The organism is Fodinibius roseus (genome assembly GCF_900129315.1).
In the GTDB taxonomy this organism is placed as follows: domain Bacteria; phylum Bacteroidota; class Rhodothermia; order Balneolales; family Balneolaceae; genus Fodinibius; species Fodinibius roseus.
The window spans coordinates 1-25,543 of sequence record NZ_FQUS01000027.1; the positions used below are offsets into that span (position 1 = coordinate 1).

Annotated in this window: 31 protein-coding genes and 1 tRNA gene; 5 read left to right on the forward strand and 27 right to left on the reverse strand. The window is 44.0% G+C overall.

Annotation, left to right across the window (positions count from 1 at the left end):
• Positions 1–123: 123 nt before the first annotated feature.
• The 14 genes from BUB16_RS18355 to BUB16_RS18415 form a co-directional block, all read right to left on the reverse strand.
• The gene (locus BUB16_RS18355; RefSeq protein WP_211483230.1) at positions 124–579 is read right to left on the reverse strand and encodes a MerR family transcriptional regulator; all 456 of its coding nucleotides are present in this window, start codon (positions 577–579) and stop codon (positions 124–126) included.
• Positions 580–634: 55 nt separating this feature from the next.
• On the reverse strand, positions 635–781 hold the full coding sequence (locus BUB16_RS21665) for a hypothetical protein (RefSeq protein WP_170864465.1): 147 nt from the start codon (positions 779–781) through the stop codon (positions 635–637).
• Between the two features lie 79 nt (positions 782–860).
• The gene (locus BUB16_RS18360; RefSeq protein ID WP_073067809.1) at positions 861–1,310 is read right to left on the reverse strand and encodes a nuclear transport factor 2 family protein; all 450 of its coding nucleotides are present in this window, start codon (positions 1,308–1,310) and stop codon (positions 861–863) included.
• A gap of 8 nt (positions 1,311–1,318) precedes the next feature.
• Positions 1,319–2,395 carry a DUF2231 domain-containing protein gene (locus tag BUB16_RS18365; protein WP_244545743.1) on the reverse strand — a complete coding sequence of 359 codons (1,077 nt, stop codon included), beginning with the start codon at positions 2,393–2,395 and terminating at the stop codon, positions 1,319–1,321.
• A 60-nt stretch (positions 2,396–2,455) separates the two neighbouring features.
• Positions 2,456–4,003 carry a multicopper oxidase family protein gene (locus BUB16_RS18370; RefSeq protein WP_073067812.1) on the reverse strand — a complete coding sequence of 516 codons (1,548 nt, stop codon included), beginning with the start codon at positions 4,001–4,003 and terminating at the stop codon, positions 2,456–2,458.
• A gap of 125 nt (positions 4,004–4,128) precedes the next feature.
• Positions 4,129–5,919, reverse strand: coding sequence for a protein-disulfide reductase DsbD family protein (locus BUB16_RS18375; RefSeq protein WP_073067814.1), 1,791 nt, complete (start codon positions 5,917–5,919; stop codon positions 4,129–4,131).
• Positions 5,920–5,949: 30 nt separating this feature from the next.
• Positions 5,950–6,525, reverse strand: coding sequence for a TlpA disulfide reductase family protein (locus BUB16_RS18380; RefSeq protein ID WP_084088430.1), 576 nt, complete (start codon positions 6,523–6,525; stop codon positions 5,950–5,952).
• 13 nt (positions 6,526–6,538) lie between these two features.
• Positions 6,539–7,270, reverse strand: a complete 732-nt coding sequence (locus BUB16_RS18385; protein WP_073067818.1) for a plastocyanin/azurin family copper-binding protein — start codon at positions 7,268–7,270, stop codon at positions 6,539–6,541.
• Between the two features lie 46 nt (positions 7,271–7,316).
• A complete protein-coding gene (locus BUB16_RS18390) occupies positions 7,317–7,808 on the reverse strand; it encodes a DUF411 domain-containing protein (RefSeq protein WP_073067820.1) in 492 nt (163 codons plus the stop codon).
• An 18-nt stretch (positions 7,809–7,826) separates the two neighbouring features.
• Positions 7,827–10,355, reverse strand: coding sequence for a heme lyase CcmF/NrfE family subunit (locus BUB16_RS18395; protein ID WP_073067822.1), 2,529 nt, complete (start codon positions 10,353–10,355; stop codon positions 7,827–7,829).
• Positions 10,356–10,479: 124 nt separating this feature from the next.
• A complete protein-coding gene (locus BUB16_RS18400; protein ID WP_073067824.1) occupies positions 10,480–10,926 on the reverse strand; it encodes a hypothetical protein in 447 nt (148 codons plus the stop codon).
• Positions 10,927–11,055: 129 nt separating this feature from the next.
• The gene (locus BUB16_RS18405) at positions 11,056–12,318 is read right to left on the reverse strand and encodes an Lnb N-terminal periplasmic domain-containing protein (RefSeq protein WP_139240378.1); all 1,263 of its coding nucleotides are present in this window, start codon (positions 12,316–12,318) and stop codon (positions 11,056–11,058) included.
• Positions 12,319–12,366: 48 nt separating this feature from the next.
• Positions 12,367–13,158 carry a cation diffusion facilitator family transporter gene (locus BUB16_RS18410; RefSeq protein ID WP_073067828.1) on the reverse strand — a complete coding sequence of 264 codons (792 nt, stop codon included), beginning with the start codon at positions 13,156–13,158 and terminating at the stop codon, positions 12,367–12,369.
• Between the two features lie 39 nt (positions 13,159–13,197).
• Entirely contained in the window at positions 13,198–13,527 is a 330-nt protein-coding gene (locus BUB16_RS18415) for an ArsR/SmtB family transcription factor (RefSeq protein WP_073067830.1), read from the reverse strand.
• 122 nt (positions 13,528–13,649) lie between these two features.
• Between BUB16_RS18415 and BUB16_RS18420 the strand changes: the two genes are divergently transcribed.
• On the forward strand, positions 13,650–14,204 hold the full coding sequence (locus BUB16_RS18420) for a signal peptidase II (RefSeq protein ID WP_073067832.1): 555 nt from the start codon (positions 13,650–13,652) through the stop codon (positions 14,202–14,204).
• A gap of 6 nt (positions 14,205–14,210) precedes the next feature.
• On the opposite strand, the gene BUB16_RS18425 is transcribed toward BUB16_RS18420, so the two are convergent.
• From BUB16_RS18425 to BUB16_RS18470, 10 genes are all read right to left on the reverse strand, one after another.
• Entirely contained in the window at positions 14,211–14,585 is a 375-nt protein-coding gene (locus BUB16_RS18425; protein WP_073067833.1) for a hypothetical protein, read from the reverse strand.
• A complete protein-coding gene (locus tag BUB16_RS18430; RefSeq protein ID WP_073067835.1) occupies positions 14,582–15,049 on the reverse strand; it encodes a hypothetical protein in 468 nt (155 codons plus the stop codon). Before BUB16_RS18430 ends, BUB16_RS18425 begins: the two co-directional genes overlap by 4 nt.
• The gene (locus BUB16_RS18435) at positions 15,021–15,380 is read right to left on the reverse strand and encodes a hypothetical protein (protein WP_073067837.1); all 360 of its coding nucleotides are present in this window, start codon (positions 15,378–15,380) and stop codon (positions 15,021–15,023) included. The genes BUB16_RS18430 and BUB16_RS18435 overlap by 29 nt, the downstream gene beginning before the upstream one ends.
• A complete protein-coding gene (locus tag BUB16_RS18440) occupies positions 15,377–15,814 on the reverse strand; it encodes a hypothetical protein (RefSeq protein ID WP_244545744.1) in 438 nt (145 codons plus the stop codon). Before BUB16_RS18440 ends, BUB16_RS18435 begins: the two co-directional genes overlap by 4 nt.
• Before the next feature lie 97 nt (positions 15,815–15,911).
• The gene (locus tag BUB16_RS18445) at positions 15,912–16,175 is read right to left on the reverse strand and encodes a hypothetical protein (RefSeq protein WP_073067841.1); all 264 of its coding nucleotides are present in this window, start codon (positions 16,173–16,175) and stop codon (positions 15,912–15,914) included.
• A gap of 585 nt (positions 16,176–16,760) precedes the next feature.
• The gene (locus BUB16_RS18450) at positions 16,761–17,036 is read right to left on the reverse strand and encodes a hypothetical protein (RefSeq protein WP_073067844.1); all 276 of its coding nucleotides are present in this window, start codon (positions 17,034–17,036) and stop codon (positions 16,761–16,763) included.
• A gap of 188 nt (positions 17,037–17,224) precedes the next feature.
• Positions 17,225–17,647, reverse strand: a complete 423-nt coding sequence (locus tag BUB16_RS18455) for a ubiquitination-like system serine protease family protein (protein ID WP_073067848.1) — start codon at positions 17,645–17,647, stop codon at positions 17,225–17,227.
• A complete protein-coding gene (locus BUB16_RS18460) occupies positions 17,628–18,812 on the reverse strand; it encodes a ThiF family adenylyltransferase (protein WP_073067849.1) in 1,185 nt (394 codons plus the stop codon). Before BUB16_RS18460 ends, BUB16_RS18455 begins: the two co-directional genes overlap by 20 nt.
• Positions 18,787–19,071, reverse strand: coding sequence for a multiubiquitin domain-containing protein (locus tag BUB16_RS18465; protein ID WP_073067851.1), 285 nt, complete (start codon positions 19,069–19,071; stop codon positions 18,787–18,789). Before BUB16_RS18465 ends, BUB16_RS18460 begins: the two co-directional genes overlap by 26 nt.
• Positions 19,072–19,106: 35 nt before the next feature.
• Positions 19,107–19,355, reverse strand: coding sequence for a DUF2188 domain-containing protein (locus tag BUB16_RS18470; RefSeq protein WP_073067854.1), 249 nt, complete (start codon positions 19,353–19,355; stop codon positions 19,107–19,109).
• A 124-nt stretch (positions 19,356–19,479) separates the two neighbouring features.
• Between BUB16_RS18470 and BUB16_RS18475 the strand changes: the two genes are divergently transcribed.
• The 3 genes from BUB16_RS18475 to BUB16_RS18485 are packed head-to-tail and all read left to right on the forward strand — an operon-like array spanning position 19,480 to position 21,227.
• A complete protein-coding gene (locus BUB16_RS18475; protein ID WP_073067855.1) occupies positions 19,480–20,052 on the forward strand; it encodes a hypothetical protein in 573 nt (190 codons plus the stop codon).
• Between the two features lie 13 nt (positions 20,053–20,065).
• Positions 20,066–20,452, forward strand: a complete 387-nt coding sequence (locus BUB16_RS18480; RefSeq protein WP_073067856.1) for a hypothetical protein — start codon at positions 20,066–20,068, stop codon at positions 20,450–20,452.
• Positions 20,442–21,227 (forward strand): ImmA/IrrE family metallo-endopeptidase, encoded by a 786-nt coding sequence (locus tag BUB16_RS18485; protein WP_073067858.1) that lies wholly within the window; start codon positions 20,442–20,444, stop codon positions 21,225–21,227. The genes BUB16_RS18480 and BUB16_RS18485 overlap by 11 nt, the downstream gene beginning before the upstream one ends.
• Before the next feature lie 102 nt (positions 21,228–21,329).
• On the opposite strand, the gene BUB16_RS18490 is transcribed toward BUB16_RS18485, so the two are convergent.
• The 3 genes from BUB16_RS18490 to BUB16_RS18500 form a co-directional block, all read right to left on the reverse strand.
• On the reverse strand, positions 21,330–22,286 hold the full coding sequence (locus BUB16_RS18490; RefSeq protein ID WP_073067859.1) for a nucleotidyl transferase AbiEii/AbiGii toxin family protein: 957 nt from the start codon (positions 22,284–22,286) through the stop codon (positions 21,330–21,332).
• Positions 22,287–23,012, reverse strand: a complete 726-nt coding sequence (locus tag BUB16_RS18495; RefSeq protein WP_073067860.1) for a DUF6088 family protein — start codon at positions 23,010–23,012, stop codon at positions 22,287–22,289. It lies immediately after the preceding gene.
• Between the two features lie 611 nt (positions 23,013–23,623).
• Positions 23,624–23,711 (reverse strand) — tRNA-Leu (locus tag BUB16_RS18500).
• 902 nt (positions 23,712–24,613) lie between these two features.
• Between BUB16_RS18500 and agaR the strand changes: the two genes are divergently transcribed.
• On the forward strand, positions 24,614–25,378 hold the full coding sequence (gene agaR, locus BUB16_RS18505) for a transcriptional repressor AgaR (protein WP_073067861.1): 765 nt from the start codon (positions 24,614–24,616) through the stop codon (positions 25,376–25,378).
• Positions 25,379–25,543: the final 165 nt, after the last annotated feature.

Consider the following 25,543-nt stretch of genomic DNA (forward strand, 5'->3'; position numbering starts at 1 on the left):
ATTGAATGTTTTTATGAACTAAAATTTAGAATGAACCGAAAAATAACAGAATCCCATTAAAAACGCACTGAATCAGGGGGTTTTGCAAAGCCTTCATAAAGATAAAAATATCTCTGTTCACTATTATCTTAAATTCTGTCCTGTATCAGTCTCTCCTTCCAAGGCAACAAGAATAGGACAATCTCCCTTAGGTCCTTCACCAGCACACGAATCAATTAAATTTACCAGGGTATTTTTGATTCGCTGTAGATCTTCGATCTTTTCGACCACATCCTGGTATTTTTCCTGTGCTTCGCTTTTAATTTCCGAGCATGTAGTATCTTCATCCATACGCAGCTCCAGCAGTTCTTGGATTTCGCTAAGGGTAAACCCAAGTTCTTGTGATCGCTTGATAAACTTAATCTGATCGATATGCCGTTGGGTGAAAATGCGGTAGCCAGAGCGACGGCGGTCAGGTTTTGGGATTAGTTCTCGTTTCTCATAGTACCGCACCGTTTCTTTATTCACGGAAGCTCTACGGGCCACTTCCCCGATTTTGTATGTGGTGATGTCATATTTTTCCTGCATATCCTCAATCATAATAAACCAATTATTTAAAGCACCTGAGGTACTACACCTCAGGTGCTCGTTAATCTTAATTTTTCTTGACCATGGTTTTACCACAGCAACAGGTCGGGTTTTGAGTGCCCGAGCAGTCGCTGGGCGCCCCTTTGGTTACGGTAACTTCACAACCACAACTATCATCGGGACACCGGTAAACTTCTCCTTTTTTAAGTGGCATAAGAATTCCTCCTTTTATTACAGAATACAATTCACTTATAATATAAGGGCTGTACCATGGTCGAGAGTCAAATAATATATTAATTATTGCTAGACGACCAATGAAGCGCGGTGATTTTCCAGTTTCCTTCTACCTTTTTCAGGACAGCCAGTTCAAGACTGTTCAGATCCAATTTTCTATCGCTGTAGGTGCCCCAAGTTCGCGAGTGAGTTGAGACCCAGGCGGTATTGCCTTCAATCGTAACATTTCGTGCTTCAACTTCCCGTTTCATGGCACTGAGAAATTTCCCATCAGAGTGAAAGTGGTGGGACAAATATTCTTTTTTGGTTTCAATATTTCCGCCTTCCAGGATTCGCACAGATTCTGATAGCAGGTTTTTGGCTGCCTGACTGTCATTATCGATAATTGCCTGATGGAATGCGTCAAGGGTATTGATTACCTTTTTCTCTGATGCAGAAGGTTGACTTACAGATATAGAAGTTCCAATTATAAATAGGAGAACTGCAGTTAATGATATTCGAGGAGACATAATATTAGTTAATGATTATTGAGTTGTGTTAAGGAAATTCTATCGATCAGCACCGTTCCACTTCCATTGAGGCGGAGTCCCACGCTTCCAGCCTCGGGGGCATCACCATGTCCATGGACCACCATCTCTTTGTTGATGTAGCCGCGGAAATGCGTGCCGTTGCCAACCGTACGAATAAAGAGCATGCCCGAAGCTGAATAGGATTCTTCGGCAAATACTTGACGGTTGCCCCCGCTTACCCGTCCCTGGGATACGGTGCCATCAGAAGACAGCATCACAAAATCATAGTTTTGGTCATCCCCCACGTGATTGACGAGAGATATCTCTCCATTGAAATCGGACAGATCCAGGTAGTAGTCAACCTGCACGTTTTGAAATGAGTCCTTTCCTACAAAGAAATTCGTGATAGAGTCAGCCGATATCCTAAGCAGGTGATTGTTGCCGCTGTTAACTATGGTTGGCTGCAGCTGGGAGGCTGACCCTTCCAGCCACCGGAACCGAGAAAGTAGGGTGCTAACGCCATTGGCACCGATTTTCCATGACCAGTTGCCGTTATCACTGACGTTAAATGTTGATTCATCTTGTTGCAGACTATCAGTAGAGACGGAGGTATTGCTTTGCTGCTCTACTAGCTGACCGGTACCCGCTCCATAGCCAAAGACCATTTCAGCACCATGATCTCCTGTTTCATAGAGAAAGAACACTCCGGGCAAGGCAAGGGCAAACAGCCCAATTCTAATCGCTTTATGATCCATTTTTTGATACCAGTGGAGCAGAATCCGCGATGCGGCATAGATTCCAAAGAACCAGACGGTCCACAGGGCCCAATCAGCATGTTCATTCAAAACCGATTGCGCTCCCGAGGGCAAAAACACGCTGTCGGCCGCCCAGGTCCCGGTATAGTAAGCGGCAATAGCTGAGACAGCACCTATACCGTAAAGGATGGTCGATTTTAGATCATCCCACCATTTATCAGGTAGAAAGAAGTTTAGCAAGTCCATCAATACCGCCAGCAAGATAATAGCAATGGGAAAATGTACTAGCATCGGGTGTATGTTGGGGGCCCATTCTGGTATCAATTCCATAAGCATGTGGTTTCAATAGAGTATTTTTGTGATTGACATCTTACAGAGCTATGTACAACATCAGGATATAATCTCGAAATTGGCCATCATTCCGTTGTCGGCATGTTCCAGGTTGTGACAGTGAAATACGAACATGCCTTCAGGCGCATCAAAGTTTACAAGCACTCGTACCGTTTCATCTGTGTTGACCAGCATGGTGTCTTTCCATCCCCGTTCGTGGGGAGCAAGCTCGCCGCCACTGCGGTCCAACACCTTGAACTGCGTAGCATGGATATGCATCGGGTGTGCCATCATCCGATCACCATGAAACTCCCAGACTTCAAGTGCATTCCGAGGCACTTCCTCATCCACTCGCATCATTTCAAAGAAACGACCGTTGATGGATGATCCCTGCATCATCTCCATAGACAGATTAAACCGCCGGGTGCGCTCGGCTTCGGATTCATTTGGAAAAGAGGGGCTGGTAAGTTTTTCGGGAAGTTGGAAGGAGTCCTGTTCCTCTTCTGTGATTCGAAATTCAACAATGGGCACAACTTTATCTGAAGACCGGCTTCTCTGCATCATCATACATCCGCCACCCATTCCTCCGCTGCCTTCATTCTGCATCATTCCGCCACTTCCATCCATCATGCCTTCTCCATTATTCATCATTCCGTCCATCATGCCGCCCATGCCGTTTCGGGTACGGGCTTCGAGACGTAGAGAGTCACCTACTTCATACCGACCGAAATCAACGAGCAGGTCGGCCCGCTCGGCGGGGGATAACGTGACCGAAGAAACTTTATAAGGCTGTTCAAGCAGGCCACCATCACTACCGATAACATAGAAAGGGTTATCATCACTCAAGGAAAGCTCCAGAATCCGGGCATTGGAGCTGTTCAGAAGCCTCAGCCGGTAAAATCGGGTTGTCACTTCATGGTAAGGGGCATGAATGCTATTGACAAACAACCGATTTCCAAAGAAACCCATCATACGATCCATCATGTTAAGGCTGTAGGTCGCCTGCCCCTGCTCGTTGATCTGCTTTTCCTGTATATTTAGCGGCAGCTCATATTTTCCGGAGGGAAGATTCAACGCCTGCTCTTCCTCATCTTCGATGATAAAAAATCCCGCCAGCCCGTGATAGATTTGTGAACCTGTTCGCCCGTGTGGATGAGGATGGTACCAATGGGTCGCTGCCCGCTGGTTCACATCAAAATGGTAATCATATGCTTCGCCCGGCCCTACGACATCTTTGGGATGGCCATCCATCTCCGGCGGTACCGTTAGTCCGTGCCAGTGGAGAATACTCTCCTCGTCAAGCCGGTTTTGAAAATTGATATCGAGAGTTTCGCCTTTCTTGACACGGATGGTAGGGGGCGGAAGAGAGCCGTTAAGGGTATAAACATCCGAATTAACACCACCAATCAGCTTTCGTCGGGCTGTTTCTGCCGCCAGTTCGAATTCAGAGGCACGAATTTCCTCCGGGAACGATAACGGCCGGGAAAAAGCATTTTCAGGCAATGTCAGTTCTTTGCCTGCTTCTGACCTGCAAGCTAGCAACGCCGGAGACAGGGCTAATATTCCCGTGCCGGTGCTCATCAATTTGAGAAACTCTTTTCGTTTCATAACAGTGTAGTTCTATGTTTGATTCTTATTTAGATGTTTTTCAGCTTCTCAGACGGCAAATGTATTACCAAACGGAGCCTAAAAGTATACTAACAACAGTTAGAAATTCAGTAAGTACCAATAGTCTATTCAGGTATTCGTTTCAGAAATTCCTCGGCGTTAACAAATCCCACAATGCGGGCTCCCTCGATTTCATTTCCCTCATCGTCCAGGAAGATAATCGTCGGTACACCAGCCACACCGAATTTTTTGCGGAGTGCCTCGGACTCGGCCGACTCATAATCGGTGAGATCTACCTTGATCGTCCGGTACGGTTGCAATGCCGCGATAACTTCCGGATCGGTAAAGGTGATCCGGTCCAGTTCCAGGCAGGGCACGCACCAGTCGGCCGTAAAATCCAGCACCACAGGGGTGTCTTTAGAAGCCGCGGCCTCCAGTTTGTCCGGGCTGTAGGTCTCCCAGTCCACCGTTGGCTTGGCTAGATTCATGATCACGAGCAATCCGCCGATCATACCGGCGATACCCACTACGCGCTTCACGCGCGAAAATATCTTTAAACTACGTCCCGAGGACTCCAAGAAACCAAGATAAATGCCGCCCAGGATCAATGTTGGAGGCAGGGTGTACAATACGTATTTAGGGAACCAGGCTAACGCCAGGAAAAATAGGGCAGCGCTGACCAACACCACGCCAAACACCTTTTTCACCCATACCATCCACTGGCCGGATTTCGGCAGCTTGGAAAGCAGGTTGCTAAAGGTACCGAGGATGAGATACGGTAGTCCGAGTCCGACGGCCATAACAAAAAAGGTGAAGAAGCCGAACAGGGGGTCGCCCTGGGCTCCCACGAAGGTCAGCAGCGCAATGACCGGCGGACCGATACAGGGCGCGGCAAAAATGCCCACCATGATGCCGGAAAGAAAAAGACCTGTGGGTCCGACAGCCTGTTGAGAACCACCAAGTTTTTGGAGCACCCACTGTGGTGGCTGTAGCTCGTACAGCCCGAACATGCTCAACGCCATTGTCAACAGAATAATACCGACGGCACCCAACACTACCGAACTCTGCAGCCAGCTTCCAAACAGGCTGCCGGTATAGGCAGCGGCTACTCCGAGTACGCTGTACATACTTACGATGCCCAGCACATAGATCGAAGCCATTCCAAAAGACTGCAGGGTATTCGTTTGCTGATCAGCTCGTCCGCCAAACAGGGACACCGTAACCGAGAGCATGGGATACACGCACGGCGTAAGATTCAGCGCCAGCCCGATCAGGAAAATTCCCAGAAAGCCCAGAATCGCACCCCGTTCGTCAAACATGGAAGCAATGGAATTATCTCTGAGTGAGACAGAGGATGAGCTTATAGATTCCCCGGCATTTGCAGAAAAGAGTTTCTGATTGATCGATTTAAAGCCCGTATTGGCTGCTGCAATGTCAACCGGGATTGCAATGTCAATCGTGGACGGTGGCAGACAAGATTTGTCGTCGCAGGCTTGCACGCGCAGGCTGCCGTTCAGCGAATAGGTGCCGGGCTCCAGTTCAGAAGAAGCTTTCAGTGTGACAAATACAGGGGCACTTCCATGGTACACATCCAGTGGTTCCCCGGCAAAAGCAAAGGTAAACCGTTCTGACTTCGGGTATTGAATTCCTGTAATCGTAAATTCAGGGTGGTCGTCAATCTCCAATTCCGTACCAATCAGGTAATCGAGGGTGGGCTCGTGAGCATTGACGTGCCATCCCTCCTCGATATTCATTACCACTGCAGCAGCAACTGTGTCTCCAGCCGGAACCACATTTTGAGAAAGCCTGATCTCTGTGGCCACTTTTCCGGCGCTACCCGTAGGTTGAGCAGAGAGTAATCCTTCAAAACCAAATAGAAGGATTGCCAGTAAAAAGATAACTCGTTGAACTTTCATAGGTGGCTAAAATAATTCTTGGATTTACAATTAGCTGTCTTCCGCCAGCAGTTCTTTAATACGCGGTTCTAATTCTTTGTTGGTTAGCGCTCCGACCGCAAAATAGCGCAGGTTCCCTTGCCGGCCGATAATATAGGTGGTCGGGATGCCCATAGTAGGGCCATATTTTTCCATCACAGTTCCATCAGTGTCGATGTACATCGGATACGTTACGTCATATTCTTCTATAAACGGACGTACCACCGATTCGCCCTGCTCGTCGATGGAAACCCCGAGAGTGACGTAACCCTCGTCTTTATATTTTTCATACAGATCAACGAGGTCGGGGGTTTCTTCTCGGCAGGGCGGACACCATGTGGCCCAGATATTTATCAAGACGACCTTCCCTTTTTGATCGGAAAGCCGGAATGGTTCGCCGCTCAGGAGCGACACTTCGAAATCGGTGGCCGGTGCCTCGTTTTGAGCGGCGTGCAACGGAGCGGAAGTAGGATCAAGCTGCTCGATGCGTTCACTTTTACTGTTTTGCATCTGCTGCGGCGATTCACTTTGTTCCGCTCCACAAGCGGTCAGAAAGACAAATAAACCTGATAATAGTACGTACTTCATAATTTCATTTTGTTTATGATTGAACGATTAATTTTCCCCGCATTCCGGCGGCAAAATGAGCCATAAACGAGCACACGTAATCATATTGGCCGGGCTCTTCCGGGACGGAAAACGTAATTTCTACCGTTTTACCATCGGCAGCCAGACCGGTGTTCGCAATAATGGCATTTTCTCTGCCGGGAGGGATGTAGTCGTTTTTGCGGTTGGCGGCGTTGACAAAAGCCTGAGCATTGACATCTTGATCCAACAGTACCCAATTATGAGCCATCATCTCGGGTTTGTGCTGACTGAGCGTTCTCAGGCGAATCCTGAGCTGCTCTCCAGGTTCGGCCGTTATTTGATTTAGCAACAGATAGGACTTGCCGTTGAAAGCTTCGGTGGACCTGCCTGTACTGATACGCTCACCTTCCTCTTTGACTGTAAACTTCATTTGATCAGTACCGATGATCTCAATAGTTCGGATATTATCATCGATATTTTGTTTTTGTTCCTGGTTCCATTCATCCTTTGGGATAATTTGCCCGGTCGGGGTAATCATTTCTCCGGGCGCCGGTTCTTCCATCGGGAATTTGTTGATGCCGACACCAGCATCTCGGTTTTCCGGCACATAGTGATTATGCGAACCGTGGTTTACCGCCGTGTAGGGCTTCGGATTAAAAAAGCCCAGTGAATCCGCCAGAGCGAAACCGGCGGCAATAAGTACTCCCAGAATAAACAGGTATTTAAGTTTGTTTTTGGATGTCATAGCAAACGTTGGATTAGGTGGAATTGAATTTTTTCCTCGTCATTTATCAGAACCTGTCAAAATAGGCCACTTGTTCTGGTCCGTTGAAAAAATACACGTCCACCGGGCTGGGATCTTCCGCCATTCCCGGCGATTCGGCCGGCATGCCAGGTACGGCGATTCCTTTGGCACCGGGCCGTTCCTTCAGCAGCTTGCTGATCGCTTCCACCGGTACATGGCCCTCCACGATGTAGCCATCGACAACTGCGGTGTGGCAAGAACTGAGCTTGTCTGGAACGCCTTTTTGCTTCTTAACGGAAGCAAGTGTATCCGTCGGCTGTTCTGTTACCGAAAATCCATTTTCCTTCATATAAGTGGCCCATTTGGAGCAACACTTACAGTTCGGATTTTTGTACATGGTTACATTGACCGGTTCGGATTGAGCAAGGATTACATAATCGGTATTGGTTTTATGTTGTTTTTCCTGAGAGCAGCCAGTAATGCCGATAATCAGGACGAGAACTGTCAGGAAATATGATCGTGTAATTTTGTATTTCATATTTTAAAGGATATTTAATTAAAGTTGTGTTGACTTTTTCCGTTCGCGGTCCCAGTGTCGATGGATGGATACGCTGAAACCGGCCATCAGCACGAAGGTGCCCAGCCATACTAAGGAGACAAAAGGTTTCTCCTCTGCCGTAAGCAGGATCCACTCTTCCTTTGGTTTTTCGCTGATACCTTTGACGGTCAGTTCAATTTTGCCGGATTCGGGAAACACGCGGGTAAATTGGACCTCAATATCCTGTTCGGAAAAAATAGCTGGTGGGGAATAGACCCAGTTTTTGCCTTCATCCGAATAAAGCGCGAATAAGGGTTTGATACGGTATGGGGTTTGGTTGGCATCATATTTTATGTCCACCAGTGCCCGAACAGCGATGGAGGTACTGTCGGGAAGCTTGGATTGATCCACTTGACCATATTTCCGGAAAGTGAACCTGTAATTGCCCATGCAAACGGAATCTCCTTTTGCGAAGGTAATTTTCTGTGTTGGCACTGAGTCCTGTTGCGCTCTTTGTACCTTTACTGATTGAGAGGCCGGCTGGATTGTATTTCTATTTTGTTTTTTCTTTCTGTTCCGATAATGTTCATTCTTACGTTCCACATAGGAGCTGCCAGCAACATAGAGATAGATGTCGCTGAAAAATCCAGCCATAACATCCACATCTACAGACCAATTAATTGTGGTGTCTGCCCTGCCCATTGGATACACCTGGGGAGACAGGAAAAAGGTGTCATCGATTCCAGATTTATTCAGCTCTTCAAATTTGATCTTATATTCCTGCTGGCCGGGTCGCTCCTGATTGCGTAGAGTGTATCCTTTGTACGTAACCTTGTATTTATTATTCACTATCTTGGGTTCATTGAGATTCAGTTCCAAAAAGTCGACTGGTTGCGTAACGAGATTTCCTTTTTCGTCGGTCACCTTGCCTTGTTTAATCGCTTCATTGTATTGCCTTACAGAAGGATCCAATAAATTGCCTTCATAGGCCGAGGAAGCCAGAAAACCCAGCAGCATGATGCCGAAACCGATATGGCTGAGCGTTCCGCCAATGAGCTTGGGCTTTTTACGGGCCAAGCGGAACATGATGGATGCATTTCCAAACAAAGCAAACCAGGCGGAAAGCAGGTACAGCATATAATACAGATCGCGCACGTCTCCTATAAAGATGGTAGCCAGCGTAGCGATGCACGCTCCGGCAACAGGCCAGAGCAGTTCATTGGCCAGCGATTCGGCGTTGTGGCGTTTCCAGAATAGGTATTGTCCCAGTACGGTCAACATAGCGGCAAGGATGGCCAGCGGCATGGTCCACTCGTTATAGAAGCTAATTTCAGGCGGCGTCGGGTTCTCCACAAACAGGCGTCCGATGATCGGGGAGCTGGTGCCGAGAGCCATTACCATCCCAATCAGGAACAGTACCATAGCCCCGGCAAAGGTCATAAATTCCCGGCTGAGGAATTTGGACTCATTCTGCTGGGAGGGAAGGTCCTTGTAGCGGTAGATCAGCATGCCTATGCCGACGCCCAGAATGGCTGCCATAAACAGCAACAGCTGATTATATAATCCCAGATCCACAAAACTGTGGACGGAGGAATCGGAAAGTACGCCCGAGCGGGTCAAAAAAGTCTCATAGACCACGGCTACGTATGCCAGCATGGCCAGAATAATGGAAGCTTTCTGTGAGGTGGAACTTTTGCGCTGAATGAGCATGGTATGGATGCCAGCGGTCCCGATCAGCCAGGGGATGAAGGAGGCATTTTCGACCGGATCCCACGCCCAGTAGCCGCCGAAGGAGAGGGTAACATACGCCCAGTAACCGCCCAGAAAAATAGCGGTAAACAGCGACAGGTTGGCCCCGAGCGTCCACGGTAGGGCCGCATTGACCCATGCGTGGTATTTGCGTTTCCAGAGGGCCGCCATGGCAAAGCAGTAAGGCACGGCCATCATGGAGAAGCCCAAAAAAAGTGCTGGCGGGTGGATAATCATCCACGGGCTTTTCAGCAGGTCATTTAAACCTTTGCCATCAGAGGGAACAAAGTCGGGATTGGACTGGATAAACGGGGCATTGGGCATGGCCTCGGCCAGCGAGCGGAAGGGCGAAGCTCCGATTTTGAAGGTTCCCAAGTCAACCCCCAGAATCATCGATAGCAGAAACAGCTGATTCAGGGTCAAAAAGAACAGCACCGGGCCGCGGTAGGGCTCGCGTACCCACCTCATCAGGCCCAATCCCATCAAGGCGGAGAACAAAATCCACAGCATAAAACTGCCTTCCTGTCCACCCCAAAAGGCGGAGATCAGGTATTTAAACTGTAGGCTGCTGCTGGTATAGTTGTAGACGTAATAGTAATTGAACTGGTGCGTCAGAATAAGGTAGAGCAGTATACCGGAAGCAGCAAGAATCAACAGGCCTTTGAGGCCAAAGAGCCAGTTTGAGATGGTCAGATATCGATTGTTCTCTTTTTGGGAATACAGGAAGTATCCGATCAGAGACAAAAAACCTACCAGAAAAGCGGAATTAATTAGTATGTTACCGATTGTGCCAAGCATTGGAAACCTGAATTAGTCGAAATGAAAAATAATGTAGAGGGTATCATAGTATTCCGCACGCGGAATACATGTTAGCGGATGGAAAAGGGGGCCGGAAAGAAGCGACAGTCCTTGCAAGAGATGTCTAATTCAGAAAAGTGCTGTTCATTAGGAAGATCGGAGGAGTAGAAAAAGATAACGAGGTGTTCAGCGAAAGGTAGTTGAATAGTCCTTTATCCTGTATGTGATTGGAAACCGTTTGTGTCGGCCAGATAGCTTTGGCAAACAACTTTTCCATGGGCAACGGGCTCGTCAGGTCGATAAGGGAATGGGAAAAAGATTGCTGGCAAACTGCCCTGAAAGTACAACTTTCAATTTGATCTGTACTTGCCGACTTATCAGCATTCTCTGTCTTAACCTCAGGGCAGCATTCGACAGACTTATCGGAAACACTGGCCACAAGTTGCGGGGTGGTCTCCATTTGACAGAACAGGGTTACCGCATGGTGAGCTGATGGCAAAACTATATTTGCTGCAAACGTGATCAGCAGCAACAATATAGCATGACGGTATTTCCTGATATTTTCTTTCAATGTAGAACCGCGATTATAGAATTCGGTAGGAAGATAAGAAATTAGGTAATCATAATAAATTGAGGGAAACAATAGGTCATGAGGGGATTACAAACCAGGGCTTCTTAAATCGTCTTATCTGGGTTAATATTAATTGGAGTTGACCTCTAACAAGGTAGCATACTTTGGCTTACTCATGAAAAAACACATCCATCCTCTAAAAATTAAAAGAACCAATACGGGATAGAGGGCAGGCGGGATATCCTGATGAATTAAGAAAAATATCATTGCCATGAAAACAATTCCCAAGATGACCGGTTCTGTCAACTTCCATGTTTGTAACCGGCATTTCTTTTTATGGATAACTACGTATAGAATTATGGGAGCTATTAATGTCCATACTATATTGGCATTCCATGTGGTAGTCGGATACGCAGAAAACAACCAAAGAATTAGGATGAGAAATCCAATCCCGCCCACAATCCCAAAGAGCACGCAATCAAACCAACGCCAGAGAGATTGCTTATTAGAGAAAGCAATTCCAAGTGGTATCACAAGAACGAACAACGACCAAAAAACAAGTTTAGGGGTTAAGACCGGCGGGTTAAGGACAGCTTTATTAGCGGGAGTATAAATTGTTTGATCATCGACCAAAGCGACAGAAGTGTCAGCATTTTGAATTTTGGCATTAGCAAAACGTTTTTTGAGAAGATTGGGTAAAAATAGCATTTCTGACCCTGAAGGAATTTCATCGGTTGGAAGACCCAGTACCAGATTAACACCCAGTTTAACCCAAGGAACGGGTTCCAGGTAGGAATTGATAAACTGCCGAAAACTATTCTTTGCCGGATTTATTGGCTTTTGGAGCCGCAGCGAATCACCGATGACTGCGTTAAGGGCCTCATATACTCGGGTGGTGCAATTATCATAAAAGAACTCGTAGGAGTAGTACCGATTTTCGGGCCGAGCGTTGGTTTGTAAATAGCGGAACAATTGTTGGGTTTGCTCCGGGCTTAGGTTTAGTCGTTGCTCGGTGATGGTCCGCCCATCTCCTAGATATGTGTTCTTCGCATTTTCATACGGGGTGGTGGAAAGAAAGTACCGAAGGTTGCCCATAGCGAATTTCCAATAGAAGCCTTTGGTATCGAAATCAAACGTGCCGTAATTATAGGTACGGTCAATTTCGGTTTTAGGATCGTAGATTCGCAAGGCCGTATGGCCAAAAATCGTATAGAGTTCATTGCCCGGTGAGGCTGTGATAAGACTTACCTTAGTCTCCGACGAAAGCTGTGCCTGCTGTGCCCAAAGCGGAGTGGTTAAAACCCCAAAAAATACTGCTATCAGGGTGCAGAACTTTTTGTATTTGTATATGAAACATGGATCAACAGTCAAAAGGGGCATGACTTTATACAATCTCGAAATATTTTCATAGTAAACTAAAATATTATCGCTAATTACATTCTACTTCGATAACTTCAAAATCCGTATGGCGCCCCACATTACAAAACAAAATACGACGGCTCCAATAACTAAGTCCGGCCATTTAGAGCCTGTAAAATAAACCAGAATTCCGGCTGTAATTACGCCGCTATTTACAATGATATCATTCGATGTGAAAATAGAGCTTGCTCTCATGTGGGCTTCCCGACTTTTGGCTTTGTTGATGAGCCAAAGAGTAACGAGATTCGCGACAAGTGCTATAGAGGCAACGATGATCATCCATTGAAACAAGGGCGTTTCGCCTACGCCCAAAAAGCGGCGGAGTACTTCCAAAAATCCCAGAGAAGCCAATCCCATCTGGAGATATCCGCTTATTTTGGCCACCTTCTTTTTCCTTGCAACAGTAGTGCCTACCGCAAACAGGCTAAGTCCATAAACGGACGCATCTGCCAGCATATCCAGGGAGTCAGCAATCAGGCCCATTGAGTTGACGAGCCAGCCGGCCGTCATTTCTATGACAAAAAAGACAGCATTGATACCCAGAACCCACCATAATATATTTCTCTCTTGCTTTTTGTCTGAAGAAGGTACATCTGTCGCTTTTACTGTCGTCTCCAGTGAAGAGTTTAGATTTAATGATTTGAGGGCCTCTTCTATGTCTGAAAGCCCTTCTTCATGGTAAACACTCAATGTACGATTTGGAATATCAAAGTCCAGCGATTGTATAGTTCCAATGTCTTCCAGCTTCATTCGGATCATTTGCTCTTCAGAAGAGCAGTCCATTTGCGTAATTTTAAACGTTGATTTCTTCATGGTTTGTTAACTCAGGGAATATAGTATGGTAAGGCTGTATTACTCGTACCGTGTACATTCGTAGATTCCTTTGGCGCTGTCGGCCAGCAGTTCTTCAGCAAGCTGTATGATTTTGTGCACGCGGGGATCGCTGGCCCGGTAATAGATATGGCGGCCGTCCCTGCGGCTTAGAGCAAGTCCGCACTCGCTGAGGCAGCGCAGGTGACTGGACACGTTGGGCTGGCTCAGGCCGGTCTGTTCCACGATCTCACCCACGGTGGTATCTCCCTCTACCAAAATCTTTAAAATGGAAAGGCGGGAGCCGTCGGAGAAGCCGCGGAACAGTTTCGATTTTAATTCGATGCCGGGTTCAGCTGTTATGGAAGGCATAAAAAGGTTGATTAATTATGTTTATATAAATATATAATTATATATTATTCAAAACAACATAACGATCCAATCCTTGTACCGGATATTCTTCTAACCCCAATATATTTGTAATATCAGCCCTTATGAACAGAAAAAAATTGTGGTTTTTGTTTGCGCCGGTCCTGCTGGCGGCACTCATCGATCAACTCACCAAACAACTGGTTCGTACGACCCCGTCCCTGCAGAACCTGGAAATCATTCCGGGTTGGCTGATCTTTGCCTACACCCAAAATCCGGGTATGGCGCTGGGAATTGACTGGTTTCCCACCTGGGCTATCAGCCTGATTTCCATTGTGGCGGTCGCCGGTATTTTTATATACATAGCAAGGAATTTGAGCCAGGCAACCCCCGGGTACCTTATCTGCATGGGACTGATACTGGGCGGAGCGCTGGGGAATATCATCGACCGGCTGATTATGGCCAAAATAGAAGGCTACGGACATATCTTGCAGGGTCGCGTAAATGACTTTCTGTACTTTACCTTTTCCATCGGCGGTGATCCGGTATTCCCCTATATTTTCAATATGGCGGATGTGTTTATAAGCACTTCTATCATTCTACTATTATTGTTTAATCGGCGCCTGTTACCGGAACCATCAGAACAAAATAAGTCGTTAACCGACCATTCCCCTGCCTGAAATCAGTTATGCCTTATATCCAAACAGCTTATCAAACACCTTCCTAATAAATCCACCTATCCGAATAACTATTTTCCCACCAAATTGCTCAATTACCATCCGCAACTCATGTAGAAAAAGATCAAGCAGTCGCTCCTTTTCCTGTTGAGAGAGTTTTTTACCTTCTTCGCTGGTGGGGTTGGTGTATCGGGCATACAAGCGAAGAATATCTTGGGCTTTTTCAAATAGTGTTCGGATTTGCAGGGATGCGGAAAGGGCAATCATTCCGAGTATAACCACGCCTATCTCAGCCAGATTATTCGGAGTTATCAGGCTGGCTATCCATTCGTTGGTGGTAAGCAGCAGGAGGGCGGTAAATAAAAATGTTAAGAAGATAGTCATTGGTTGTTCTTATTAGGTTTATGGGTTTTGTAACGGGAAATATCCATGGCTTTGACTCGGAGGTCGGAGCGGTCGTCATCAAACAAAGAGTTGCCTGGTAGCTTTTGATGTTGGTTCTTCTGGATCTGTTTGAGCCACTGGCTTCCCAGGGCTTTTGCCTGTTGTTTTTGTAGGCCTTCTCCGTTGCCTTGGAGTAGTTGGTCTATGCCGTTGGTTTGGGCCGCACCTGAAGAAATGGCTATCATGCCATAGAGATATCCTATGATCTCTAGGATGGAGAGGATGAGCAGCAGGGTCGAGTCAATACCAGATGTAGACAGTTTTCCAGTGGAGATAAGTCCAGCTATTGAAAGACTGGCCACTCCGCTTTTTACGATTCCTTTTCCCTTTTCAGGGGTTTTGCTTTTGAACAAACTGATTAAGGACGGTACTGCCTTAATGATGATGTGAATGATCTTTGGCATGTGAAGTGTCTTGGGTTGAAGGGAAGGTCTTTGAGGATGGCTTGTATGGCAGGACCTCAAATTCGATTGTTCTAATTCGCTTATTATGATCGTTGAAACGACCATCCGTGCGCTGGACATGTGTTTCTAAGCTTTTTTCTAATTTGTTTAGATTATTAGCTTGCACTTTGACTTTCTCGTTGATCCCAATCATCAAATCGTACCACTTTTTGATTTCAGCGGTTTGGTTGTTGATGGAATCATATATCCCTGTCAAAAACAGGCAGATAATCGTGGTGACGATCAGTTCCTTGTAGGTTTTGAAAAAGCTGCCAGTTTTAGAGTTGTTCACGGGGCGTACCTCATTATGGCATTATCCAAGGTGATGGATTGCTGGTTGGCCCTGCAGGAGAACAACCCGCTGGCAAGAGATTGATAATAATACTGCCCATTGATTCGCAGCCACCGGAGCGGACGCTGGGACCGACTGTTGCCAGTCCATCCGTCCACGTGCAAACCGATAGCCGGTACTTTGTTACCTTCTTTGTTGGTGTAGCTCCAATCAAAGTACAAGCCTACGCCGTTGAAGCCCCAGGTGGTGGCCAGTAGCCAGTGTTGGAGAGCGGAAGGTTGACTTTCAAGCCATTGGTCAAAAAGAAGTACATCAAATGCCATTCCGTGGCCGTGGGATTTTAGGTCCCCTTTTCGCCAGGCGGAGCTGATCATGGTTGGCAAGCCGTGCCATTGTCGCCAAGACAAAAAGGAGCGCAAAAATCCAATGTCCATGCGTTTGATTGTTCCAGGGCCCTGAATTTCAAGTTCGGCCAGCGAAAAGTGATTGTCGTAGCTGTCTAAAAGGGCTGTGTAATCTTCGGTTTTCATATTAGCGTCGTCGTTTTTTTGCCAGCAGAAGCAGTCCGATAACTCCGATGCCCGCAGCTACTTTTACCTTGGTTGGGATTTCTCCGTTGATATATTTCTTGGCTTCCGTAATGAGGTCCTTTTGCGTTTCCGTAGAATCCTCTGTCGGGGACTCCCCTAAGCCTTGTCCGCAACCACAGGGATTGCTAATAAATCCCGTTGAGTTGCCAAGGCCGCCCTTACATCCACAATTACATTTGTTTACGTGGGTATATTCTGTTTTCATAGTTGGGTACCTATTTCAGTGTTTAATTTGAAGTGAGTTAAAACAGTAGTTTCCAAAGCAGGAGCCCACCGGCCGTGGCACTACCGGCTACGGCGGCATGTTTCTTTTCAATTTCTATGCCTCCGACCTTGACAGTTCCATCCAGAATACCTCCACTTCGATTGACCGTTTTTGCAGCAGTCGGTTTTGCCGAACTCTGAATGCTGACACGTGAGGTAGTTTTTTATCCGACTTAGACCGTTTCTTGGGTTTGGTTATTCTCCTCGGTATAGGTTTAACTCTGGCAGGAGGATGCAGGGGGTTTTTGTCGATAGCGGGTCGCAGTTTTGGTAGGAGTCGTGGTTTTATCGTCGGTTTCGGAAGGGTTATTCGTTTGGGCTGAATAATCCTTCTGTTGCGAACCGTTGGTTTATTAATGGTTGGTAAACTGCGACTGAGGGTAAGGGGCGGGATACGTCCCAGTCCTTGATCCTTTTGGGAGTCAGAATAGATATAGCTAGATTCGCTGTTCATTGGTCTTTTGTGGTCATATAGTTATAAGTTGCAAGGGCGATAAAGGCCATTGGCACCGCGTAAACAGATAGGCTAGTAGCTTTGGAGGTCAATACGAAAGCCGATCACAATATCTTCGTCAATGCCAGTGTGGAGAGAGTAGAGCCCCGGTTCCAGTTTGAATATGGCTTTTACCACATTAAAAGGCTGTCGGAAATTAAAGGGGAGCTCCTTTTCTACTTGCTGGAGCCCGTCGGTGGTACCAGTGATGCGGCCAAAGATGGGTAGCCCCTGCTCCAGCTCTTGCAGGCAGGTGGCGTAATCCCGCTCTTGGGTTTTGTTTGGTTTATTTTCCAGCGTTTCAGGCATCGGGCTTAGCGTTGGTTAGCGTAATGCAATAGCACCACTGTGATCAATAACTGATGCTAACGTAACACTAATTGAAATCAGGAAAAATACCCCGGGATGGGCTGGAACAGGGTGCAATGGGGTGTTAAAGAATGGGACGGGTTGGGAATGAATGAGACAATAGTAATAAGAAAAATTTAAGAGCAGTTCTATTTCATGAGGTTTGAAATCCAACTTTTAAACTTATTCCATAAGCTTTGGTCCTCAGATTCTGACTCTTTAGAACTTGTTTTTGAAGAGTTGAAGTAACGTTTTTTATTTATCTGTTGTTTTGCTCTATTTGCCTGAATCTTTTCTTTAGACCATTTATCTGCCCATCTGATCTCATCATTAATAATCCAGTAATGAGATTGGCATGGATAGCTCCAATTGCCAATTGATGGGTTTAGGGATATAGATTCTCCGTTATATTTTAATTCCCAATCTGTTGGTGAAAGTGGAGTAACAGTTTTATTGCCACAACCACAAGCACATTTATGAACTGCTGTACCAAATCTTATTGAGATATAAAGAACTCCTTCTTCAAGATTTTTTGGTATGTATTCTACAAATCTATGATTCAGTTTCTTCATTCAACATTTTGTTTGAATTAATCCGATAAAAACTAGTATGCTCATTATTTCGGTCATGGTAAAAACCAAACAGCTTTTTCCATTTTATAACAGCAAGGGTCGCATTGAGTGAATTTAGCTCAGCTATTTGAATGTTAGAATCATAATCATTATCCGGATCTTTGGTAAAAGGAATATAATTTTTATCCCAGATATGATCTGTTTTTGAAGGCGTTCCTGTTGTTGTCCTTACTAAACCAGTAAGTGCACCCTGATTATTATTTACACCAATCCCGACATCAATAAATGGGATACCTTCTTTTTCTAAAAACTTGATTATATCCTTTTTAATGTCACCTGAATCTAGAGATAGGAAGACAAAATCAAACTTATCTAACGTCGTAACGGTTTCTGATTTTAGGTATTCAGGATGAGCCTTAATCCCTTTGTGCATCTTGGAGTATATGTTCTGAAGATATACTACTTTTTTCTTGGGTACAGTGAGATCATCTATTGAGGGTGCGCCCGGAGCTCGGAACGCATTATTATTGTAAAACCAGTCTCCATCATAGATATGAATTTGTTCAACTGGCACCTTGGCAACCAAATCTAAAATATATGACCCAGTGCCACCCAGACCAATGATTGCAATTTTTTGTTCTTTGAGCTCATTTTCTAAAGTACTCAATTCAGGCTTACTTGAGTTAGTATTTAAATAGTTAAATACATATTCATCTTTGCTTTGGGTTATCTGCGCCTTTCCTTTTTCAGTTACTGAGTTGTCTTTTGCTTTGGCTGGCGCTGTTATCATAGTGATATAGGTGTTCATCTTATGATGGTAATCTGAATACCCATTGGGTTTGGGCTTGCTAGAAAATCTAAAGTTTACCTCAAAGCCATCGGCAATTTGTTGAGTATTGCTATTATTTAGGATCGAATTAAATTTGGTGCCATCTAACCTGCATGGCATTTCTCCAGACCAATAAACAGTATGTTCAGGGTTCTTTCTCGTTTTATTACCTGACAACTGTAGTTTGGAAACGAATGTCCCATATTTAATTTCACTATTAGAGTTTAAATATGGGATTCTGTGAATCAGCAGGAAGTTATTTTTGATTTCTACAACTAACCCACTCTCTACTAACTTTTTGAGATCCTCATTATGATCTATCAGTTGCGCTGACATCAAACTCTGTACCTTCTTTTATCTTTATGGTTTGTCCTTCAGCTAATGTCCCTTCTTTATTTCCCCGGGCTTCTGAGTATACTACTTGGTACTCAGTGTATTCTCCGTATGGAGGATTTTCGAAAGCTAACTTGGTAACTTCACTAAATGATATCTCTTTGCCGGTCCAAGTTTCAGGGGTTGCATTTACATATATTGTAAACTCCTTATTTTGGCCTGGAGCATCTTCCTTACCTTTTCCTTTATCTGAGTTATTCATAACATTGAAATAATTAATTAAAAATTGACTGTTTGTTAATGTTCCTTATCTCTCGGTGGGAAAGGATCATTGCCCGGAGAGATGGTGTCTTTGCTTCGAATCTTACCATCTGTTCCCATTATTTTTAGTTCACCACCACCTTGGTTTTTTAAATTCTGCTTGGCCGCTTTGGCAGCATCCTTTTGTCTATTGTGAACAGAGGATGCTTTAGATGCAGAATCCTTTTTATTTACCCATTTTCCATCGCTTCTTCGATAAACTGATCTATCCTTATCTTTGTTCATAATTGTATGATTTTTTGTGTTTTTGGTTGCCTTCTATTATATATAGCTGAAAAGTTGACCGGATTTTCCATCCCGTGGAAAATTGTTATGAGAAACCAGCTATAGTTTATGTAGAGATACTACTATGAGTTCAAGAGCTTTTGAATATATTGATGGTTTAACTGATGATGAACTTGATGATCTGTATAAAAATTTAATCAGTTTTGCTGACTTCAGACTTAATTTTATTACTACACAAGGAATGAGTGCCAAAGATTTTGTTGGTAGGGCAATACGAAAGGTATTAGATGAGAACAGTGATGATCATAGATCTTGGGATCCTGATACAAACCCGAGTTTCACGAATTTTCTAAAAGGTTGTATTTCCAGTGAAATTAGCAATCACTTTAATTTAAAAAGTACCTCATCAACTTATCATGCCAGTAATGAGCAATCTGCTGATAGCTTTTTCGATTTGTTGGAAAGTGATGTAAGCGTACTTGAAGAGGTTCACGGAAAAGATTTAAGGGACCAATTGTTTGATCATCTTGTAGAAATAGATGAAGAACTTGCAGAATTGCTTTTTTTCGAAGAAGAAGGTTATTCAGCAGATGAAATAGCGGGTAAATTAAACTATGACTCACGACAAAAGGTATATAATGCTAAAAAAAGGCTTCGAAGAGCTTGTGAAAAGTTTATTGATAATTTGAAAAACTGATGGTAGAACTAATATGAAGAAATTAGCCGAAATACTATCTTGGTTAGGTGAGTTTGAAGATAAAATGGCAAGAGATGAATACCTGAAAAGTAAGGGTTATGATTTGGATAAACTTGAAGAGGAAGGAGTAAATACTTTCAAAAAAGCTTTAGCTGAAAATAAACTTAAAAAAGCACAAGAAAAGAAAAGTCTCCTAAAAAGAGCCCAAGAACTGCTTAAATCACAAAGCCAGGCTATTTCTCTAAAGTCCATACTTTCAAATATGGAGTCGCCTGAGTCTAAGTTTGCCTTTCAATTCTCCAAATTAGATGATATAAGCGATGAAGATGCTTTAAAAATGTTCAATGATGAACAGCTTTTACAACTTATTGAAAAGCTAGAAAAAGAAGATGAGCAATAGGGCTGCAAGAGTCGCTAATCAAATAAGAAAAGAATTTTTTATCCATGGAAGGATAGATCTAGGAGAAATAGAAGACCTTTGTGCAGTTAGAAATGCCTTTGTCAAATATGAACAGATAGATGGGGCGCAAGGAAGAATTCTATTTTCGGGAGCGTCTGATAAATCTATGATTACCGTTGATGATTGTATTGACTATCTACCTAAGGAAAAGTTCGTATTAGCACACGAATTCGGTCACCATTTGTTACATAAACAACTAATGAACTTCGTTTGTCAAGAGTATGATTTCAACAAATGGAATAAAAACTCAAGTCGAACAGATTATCGGGAATACGAGGCGAATAACTTTGCAGCAGAGTTATTGATGCCTAAATACTTGGTGCGAGATATAACAAGTGGCAAAGGATTAAGTGTCAGTCTCATGGAAGACCTTTCTGATGAGCTGGGTTCTAGTATTACATCAGCATACATTCAATACACAAAATATGGGGATATCCCTTGCTATGTAGTTTTTTCTGAGAATGGTTTAATTGAATGGGTGACTAAAACAGATGATTTCTACCTTGGTTTTTTAGATGAAGAAGATTTGCCAATTAATTCGACACCAAAAGTTTTTTTTGATAATGGAAAAAAGAAAAAGAAGGAGGTCTGTGATGCCATTGATTGGTTTCCTAAACTAGGAGATGAAGGTTTGTTGCTTAATGAAGAGTCAATTTATTTAGATAGTTATTCTTCTGTGATTACGCTATTGTGGATTTGCGAAGATTATGGTTGAGCGTCTTTTCTTTTACACATTTAAAAGTAATAATCAGGTTTTAAGAGATGGGGCAAGTGAATGGAATTAAACTTTCGGGATTTAAAGCTCCCAATCAATAGATTACAGCCGATCAGAGACCCTTTTAATATCCTTAAACACGGCATCATCTTCCGGAAGCTTGCCAATAACCAATTCTTTAAAAGTGCCGTTATAAACAGATCTGATCTTATTCCAGGTCTCTTCGGGTTTGTAAAAAAGCAGGGCTGAGGCAGGATGCTCGTATAGCCAATCGTACTGGTCGCCATAACTTTCGATATCATCGGCTCCAACTTGAAGCAGCATCTCATCCAGCTTATCGCTTTCAAAGAATTCTTGAATTGCAGGTTGCTTTAACAGCTTGTGAATATCGTAGGTATGGCGGACTTTATTACCGAGATCCTCATACGGGTTTTCGGCATGTGAAAACCGGACCAACGACATTATTTTTTCGCAAAAGGTCCGTTCTATAGTTAGTACTTTTAAGGGGAAGGGAGCTAATCCATATTTTTCAACAAGCTCTTCCTGACCTCTTGCTTTCATGATGTCGGCTATAAACGAGTGAACCGCTACTTCTTCATGAGGTTCGAAATGTCCCAGCCTCGATATTTCTACAATGATTTTGTCGCGGACTTGGCCATAGGTTTGGTCATATCCATGTTTCGCATACTCGTAGGCTACTTTTCTATTCTTCCCACGTTTCATGGTAATCCCGGGTAATTCTATTTCCTCCAAATCAGTATCATTAACTACTTTGCTAACATTCCTGACTCTTTTATCCATTTGGTTGTTGGATAGGTCGGGATCTTCTAACACCACAAGATCTATATCCTCCGAAAACCGGTTGATCGCCTGGTAACATTTGGAAAGCGATGTGCCGCCCTTAAATACGGCAACGTCTTTCATGTCTGAATGAAAGATCGCATGAAGGGCATAGGTTACCCAGTAGTCTTTCTCGATATAGATTTCCCGAATATTCTTATGATCGGCTGTAGCCCTTATGGCATCCCTAAAAATTTCGGCATCTTCGTGTAGATTCATCTAAACAATATTCCAGTTTTGAGCTGTGGACAAGCTACTACTAAGACTACCAAATTCATAACTTGATAGTGGATTCAAGCTATTCTTCAATTTGGGAAAAGCGCTGTTGAACTCCTGGTCGGTAAGCAAGGCTCCCAGCAGCGCACGGACCCGGGGAGGATATTGCAGGGCAAAGGTAATCAGCTTATTTCTGTCGGTATTACTCAAATCACGTATCCGGTCTTGAAGATGCCCGATAGCACTATCGATATCCAGGTCCGGTATTTTCTTGAAATCCTTTATGGCATCCAGAATCTCCAGGAAACGGATGTTCTCGTCAGTAGGATCCACGTAGCTTTTGACCGATTTTACTTTCAGGCTATCGATCTCGGTATTGATCCTTTTCTTATTGCAGGCCAGGGTAACCGTTTTGGGAACCTGCGTCGTAAGTCCCATCCGATTGTACAAGGACAAGCCGGTGATATAAGCAATACGATTGTTACCTTCGTACATATAGGGTTTTAGCAGCTGCTCTTCATTGGGCTTTAAGTCGCCAAACAACGACTTCTTGGGCTTGTAAAACAGGCCTTTGGAAATCCTTTTTACGACATCGTTGGATATCAACCGCTCAATGGCCTTGGTAGCAGCCCCGTACTCGCTATTATCTATGCCGAGCTGGTCATATTTAAATGTCGTTCCTTCGTCAAAGGAGGAAACTTTCTCTTTTATTTGTTTTGCAGTACTCATAATGCTACGTGTTATGCTAATGGTCTTTTGACTGCTTGTATTAATATACCATTTAATCGTTAGATATGTCAAGTTATTTACGTTATTTACTTGACATTACACGATTAAAAGACAGAAGGGGTTGAATTGCTTGCAGAATATACTGGTTAGAACAGCTTTTGAATGGATTTATCTTAAGTCGGTAACTCAGGGAAAACGGCGATTAATACCCGACTTGCCATAGAAATCATGCTTTAATTAATTTAAAGGGACTTTTATTACTAGAAGACAAATCGTAAGACAATTTGTCTTCTGAAAATTAAACCTATTATTTGTGCGAATAAGTATAAGATTTGCCCTTTTAAACAAGGTGAGTTTTTTATAATTGACTTAATTATTGAGGGGGGGATCAACAGTGCAAAAGTTGTGAATGCATTTTATGAACTAAAGTAAGTAAGAAGGGAGACCGTAGCTATAGGTGAGAATACTTTAAATTTTGTTTAAGTGACATATTATTATCCTTGTACCATTCTTGTACCAGTCTTTAGTTTAATACTAAAAAGAGATCAACATTTAACAAAATAAAAAAGCCCTGTAACTCTATAAGTATAAGATATACAGGGCTTTAGGAGTACCCGAGGCCGGACTCGAACCGGCACTGGTATTTAGATACCAATTGGATTTTAAGTCCAACGCGTCTACCAATTCCGCCACTCGGGCAGGTTCATTTAAAAACAGCAGATTATTGATCATTAAGTAGTAGGAAGCTCATCATAAAGATCCTTATATCAAAATCAATATATCCATAAACATAAAATTGATATCTGCTACTTTTGGTTCCCATGCAATCTTTGCATAAATGCATAACCTGCAGCAGCAAGCAAGAAGGAACTTAAGCCCGGTCAATTCCCTAAACAACTGAAAGATCAATTTTTCGAGAGTCCAAATATAAGATATAATCAATTACTTCTACAATGAATTTATTATTTTCTTCCGTCTTTGGTTCACATGGCCGACTCGGGCTGTTTACTGTAAGCTTGCCGGAATATTTAGTTGAGTGCAGGCAGAAATCCTAAGAAGTACGTGAGATCTACGCTTGGTATGAAGACTAAACGTAGAGAGGTGGACCCTATAGCTGAGGACCTGTGGACTCGTTTCAGGGGTATCACGGGGAAAATGGCAGATTGTCTGGTAATTATATATATCCCATAACGTGACAACTGCTGGCTGTTTTACGAGGCTTGGTGCTGATCTGTTTGAGCGTTTTGAAAACCTCTCTTTATTTTCCCAAAATTCGGGTAGGTATTCCCTGCATTTTACGTGTAGGTAGTTATGAATACGTGTAAGTATTAAGGGAGTTGTGTTGGGGTAAGGTTGTGTAGGATTTTAAGGCTGATCAGTGGATGGACCGTATAATATCATGAAAAAAAATTGAATGGACAGTGAAAAGCATAAAGGTTGAATGAGGAAAAAATATAGGTATAAAGTTGACTTTTTATTACTTTTGGAAAGAATCCTAAAAAAAGAAAAGTTTATTTATCCCTTTGTTGCGGGGAAATCCTGTTGCAAAAATGTAATAAAAACACTTATTTACTCGCAAAATAAATAATAATACTATACATATGAGATCAACCGTAGAGCGGAGAGACAGCATTATTCAAATTATTTATGAAGATGGGAAGGTAAGGGTTGATGAACTCAGCGAACGCTTTTCGGTAACCAGTGTTACGATCCGAAATGACCTGGATTTTCTTGAAAAGAAAGGCATCCTGCACCGGACACACGGCGGGGCCTTATTGCGCAAGAATGTTTACAAAGATCCGACCCTCGAAGAGAAACAAAAACTGCACAGCGAGGAAAAACAGCGCATCGGTAAAAAAGCGGTGGAGATGATTGATGACGGGGATTCCATTCTTCTTGATTCGGGGACGACTACCCTTGAGATCGCGCGACGCCTGGATGAGAAAAAAGAGATTACGGTGATGACCAATGCCATTCAGATCGCCATGGACCTGACGAGCAAAGAAGAGATCATGGTCATGCTGACAGGAGGGACCATCCGAAGCAAATCGTACTCCCTCGTAGGACCCGATGCGGAATCGGTGATCAGCAATTACTTTTTTGATAAGCTTTTCCTGGGGGTGGACGGACTGGATATGGACCACGGGCTTACCACGCCCAATCCCATGGAGGCCCAGCTGAACAGGATGATGGTGGAGCGAGCGCACCATGTCATAGCCGTCACCGACTCCAGCAAGCTCGGCCGTCACAGCTTTTCATTCATATGCGGACTTGAGGTCATTAATACGATCATAACGGACACGAAAATCATCCCGGAATTCGAGCAAAAGCTCAAGAAAAAAGATATCAATGTAGTCAAGGTGTAATTCAGCCTTTGTTATGACGTCCGGGAGCTACTGTGACCGGTTAAAATTAATGTGAGTTTAATGTAATTTTTGAACTCACGTTATTTTCAACATTCGGCTTTGAAATAATGATCTGGAGGGCTTACGATACATGGAATTTACCGTTCCGTGACCTGATCAAGCCGT

What these genes read in the sequence shown, in the direction of transcription:
- BUB16_RS18355 (WP_211483230.1), bottom strand. Translation starts at nt 579, where the DNA reads ATGATTGAGGATATGCAGGAAAAATATGACATCACCACATACAAAATC.
- BUB16_RS21665 (WP_170864465.1), bottom strand. Translation starts at nt 781, where the DNA reads ATGCCACTTAAAAAAGGAGAAGTTTACCGGTGTCCCGATGATAGTTGT.
- BUB16_RS18360 (WP_073067809.1), bottom strand. Translation starts at nt 1,310, where the DNA reads ATGTCTCCTCGAATATCATTAACTGCAGTTCTCCTATTTATAATTGGA.
- BUB16_RS18365 (WP_244545743.1), bottom strand. Translation starts at nt 2,395, where the DNA reads ATGGAATTGATACCAGAATGGGCCCCCAACATACACCCGATGCTAGTA.
- BUB16_RS18370 (WP_073067812.1), bottom strand. Translation starts at nt 4,003, where the DNA reads ATGAAACGAAAAGAGTTTCTCAAATTGATGAGCACCGGCACGGGAATA.
- BUB16_RS18375 (WP_073067814.1), bottom strand. Translation starts at nt 5,919, where the DNA reads ATGAAAGTTCAACGAGTTATCTTTTTACTGGCAATCCTTCTATTTGGT.
- BUB16_RS18380 (WP_084088430.1), bottom strand. Translation starts at nt 6,525, where the DNA reads ATGAAGTACGTACTATTATCAGGTTTATTTGTCTTTCTGACCGCTTGT.
- BUB16_RS18385 (WP_073067818.1), bottom strand. Translation starts at nt 7,270, where the DNA reads ATGACATCCAAAAACAAACTTAAATACCTGTTTATTCTGGGAGTACTT.
- BUB16_RS18390 (WP_073067820.1), bottom strand. Translation starts at nt 7,808, where the DNA reads ATGAAATACAAAATTACACGATCATATTTCCTGACAGTTCTCGTCCTG.
- BUB16_RS18395 (WP_073067822.1), bottom strand. Translation starts at nt 10,355, where the DNA reads ATGCTTGGCACAATCGGTAACATACTAATTAATTCCGCTTTTCTGGTA.
- BUB16_RS18410 (WP_073067828.1), bottom strand. Translation starts at nt 13,158, where the DNA reads ATGAAGAAATCAACGTTTAAAATTACGCAAATGGACTGCTCTTCTGAA.
- BUB16_RS18415 (WP_073067830.1), bottom strand. Translation starts at nt 13,527, where the DNA reads ATGCCTTCCATAACAGCTGAACCCGGCATCGAATTAAAATCGAAACTG.
- BUB16_RS18420 (WP_073067832.1), top strand. Translation starts at nt 13,650, where the DNA reads ATGAACAGAAAAAAATTGTGGTTTTTGTTTGCGCCGGTCCTGCTGGCG.
- BUB16_RS18425 (WP_073067833.1), bottom strand. Translation starts at nt 14,585, where the DNA reads ATGACTATCTTCTTAACATTTTTATTTACCGCCCTCCTGCTGCTTACC.
- BUB16_RS18430 (WP_073067835.1), bottom strand. Translation starts at nt 15,049, where the DNA reads ATGCCAAAGATCATTCACATCATCATTAAGGCAGTACCGTCCTTAATC.
- BUB16_RS18440 (WP_244545744.1), bottom strand. Translation starts at nt 15,814, where the DNA reads ATGGACATTGGATTTTTGCGCTCCTTTTTGTCTTGGCGACAATGGCAC.
- BUB16_RS18445 (WP_073067841.1), bottom strand. Translation starts at nt 16,175, where the DNA reads ATGAAAACAGAATATACCCACGTAAACAAATGTAATTGTGGATGTAAG.
- BUB16_RS18450 (WP_073067844.1), bottom strand. Translation starts at nt 17,036, where the DNA reads ATGCCTGAAACGCTGGAAAATAAACCAAACAAAACCCAAGAGCGGGAT.
- BUB16_RS18455 (WP_073067848.1), bottom strand. Translation starts at nt 17,647, where the DNA reads ATGAAGAAACTGAATCATAGATTTGTAGAATACATACCAAAAAATCTT.
- BUB16_RS18460 (WP_073067849.1), bottom strand. Translation starts at nt 18,812, where the DNA reads ATGTCAGCGCAACTGATAGATCATAATGAGGATCTCAAAAAGTTAGTA.
- BUB16_RS18465 (WP_073067851.1), bottom strand. Translation starts at nt 19,071, where the DNA reads ATGAATAACTCAGATAAAGGAAAAGGTAAGGAAGATGCTCCAGGCCAA.
- BUB16_RS18470 (WP_073067854.1), bottom strand. Translation starts at nt 19,355, where the DNA reads ATGAACAAAGATAAGGATAGATCAGTTTATCGAAGAAGCGATGGAAAA.
- BUB16_RS18475 (WP_073067855.1), top strand. Translation starts at nt 19,480, where the DNA reads ATGAGTTCAAGAGCTTTTGAATATATTGATGGTTTAACTGATGATGAA.
- BUB16_RS18480 (WP_073067856.1), top strand. Translation starts at nt 20,066, where the DNA reads ATGAAGAAATTAGCCGAAATACTATCTTGGTTAGGTGAGTTTGAAGAT.
- BUB16_RS18485 (WP_073067858.1), top strand. Translation starts at nt 20,442, where the DNA reads ATGAGCAATAGGGCTGCAAGAGTCGCTAATCAAATAAGAAAAGAATTT.
- BUB16_RS18490 (WP_073067859.1), bottom strand. Translation starts at nt 22,286, where the DNA reads ATGAATCTACACGAAGATGCCGAAATTTTTAGGGATGCCATAAGGGCT.
- BUB16_RS18495 (WP_073067860.1), bottom strand. Translation starts at nt 23,012, where the DNA reads ATGAGTACTGCAAAACAAATAAAAGAGAAAGTTTCCTCCTTTGACGAA.
- agaR (WP_073067861.1), top strand. Translation starts at nt 24,614, where the DNA reads ATGAGATCAACCGTAGAGCGGAGAGACAGCATTATTCAAATTATTTAT.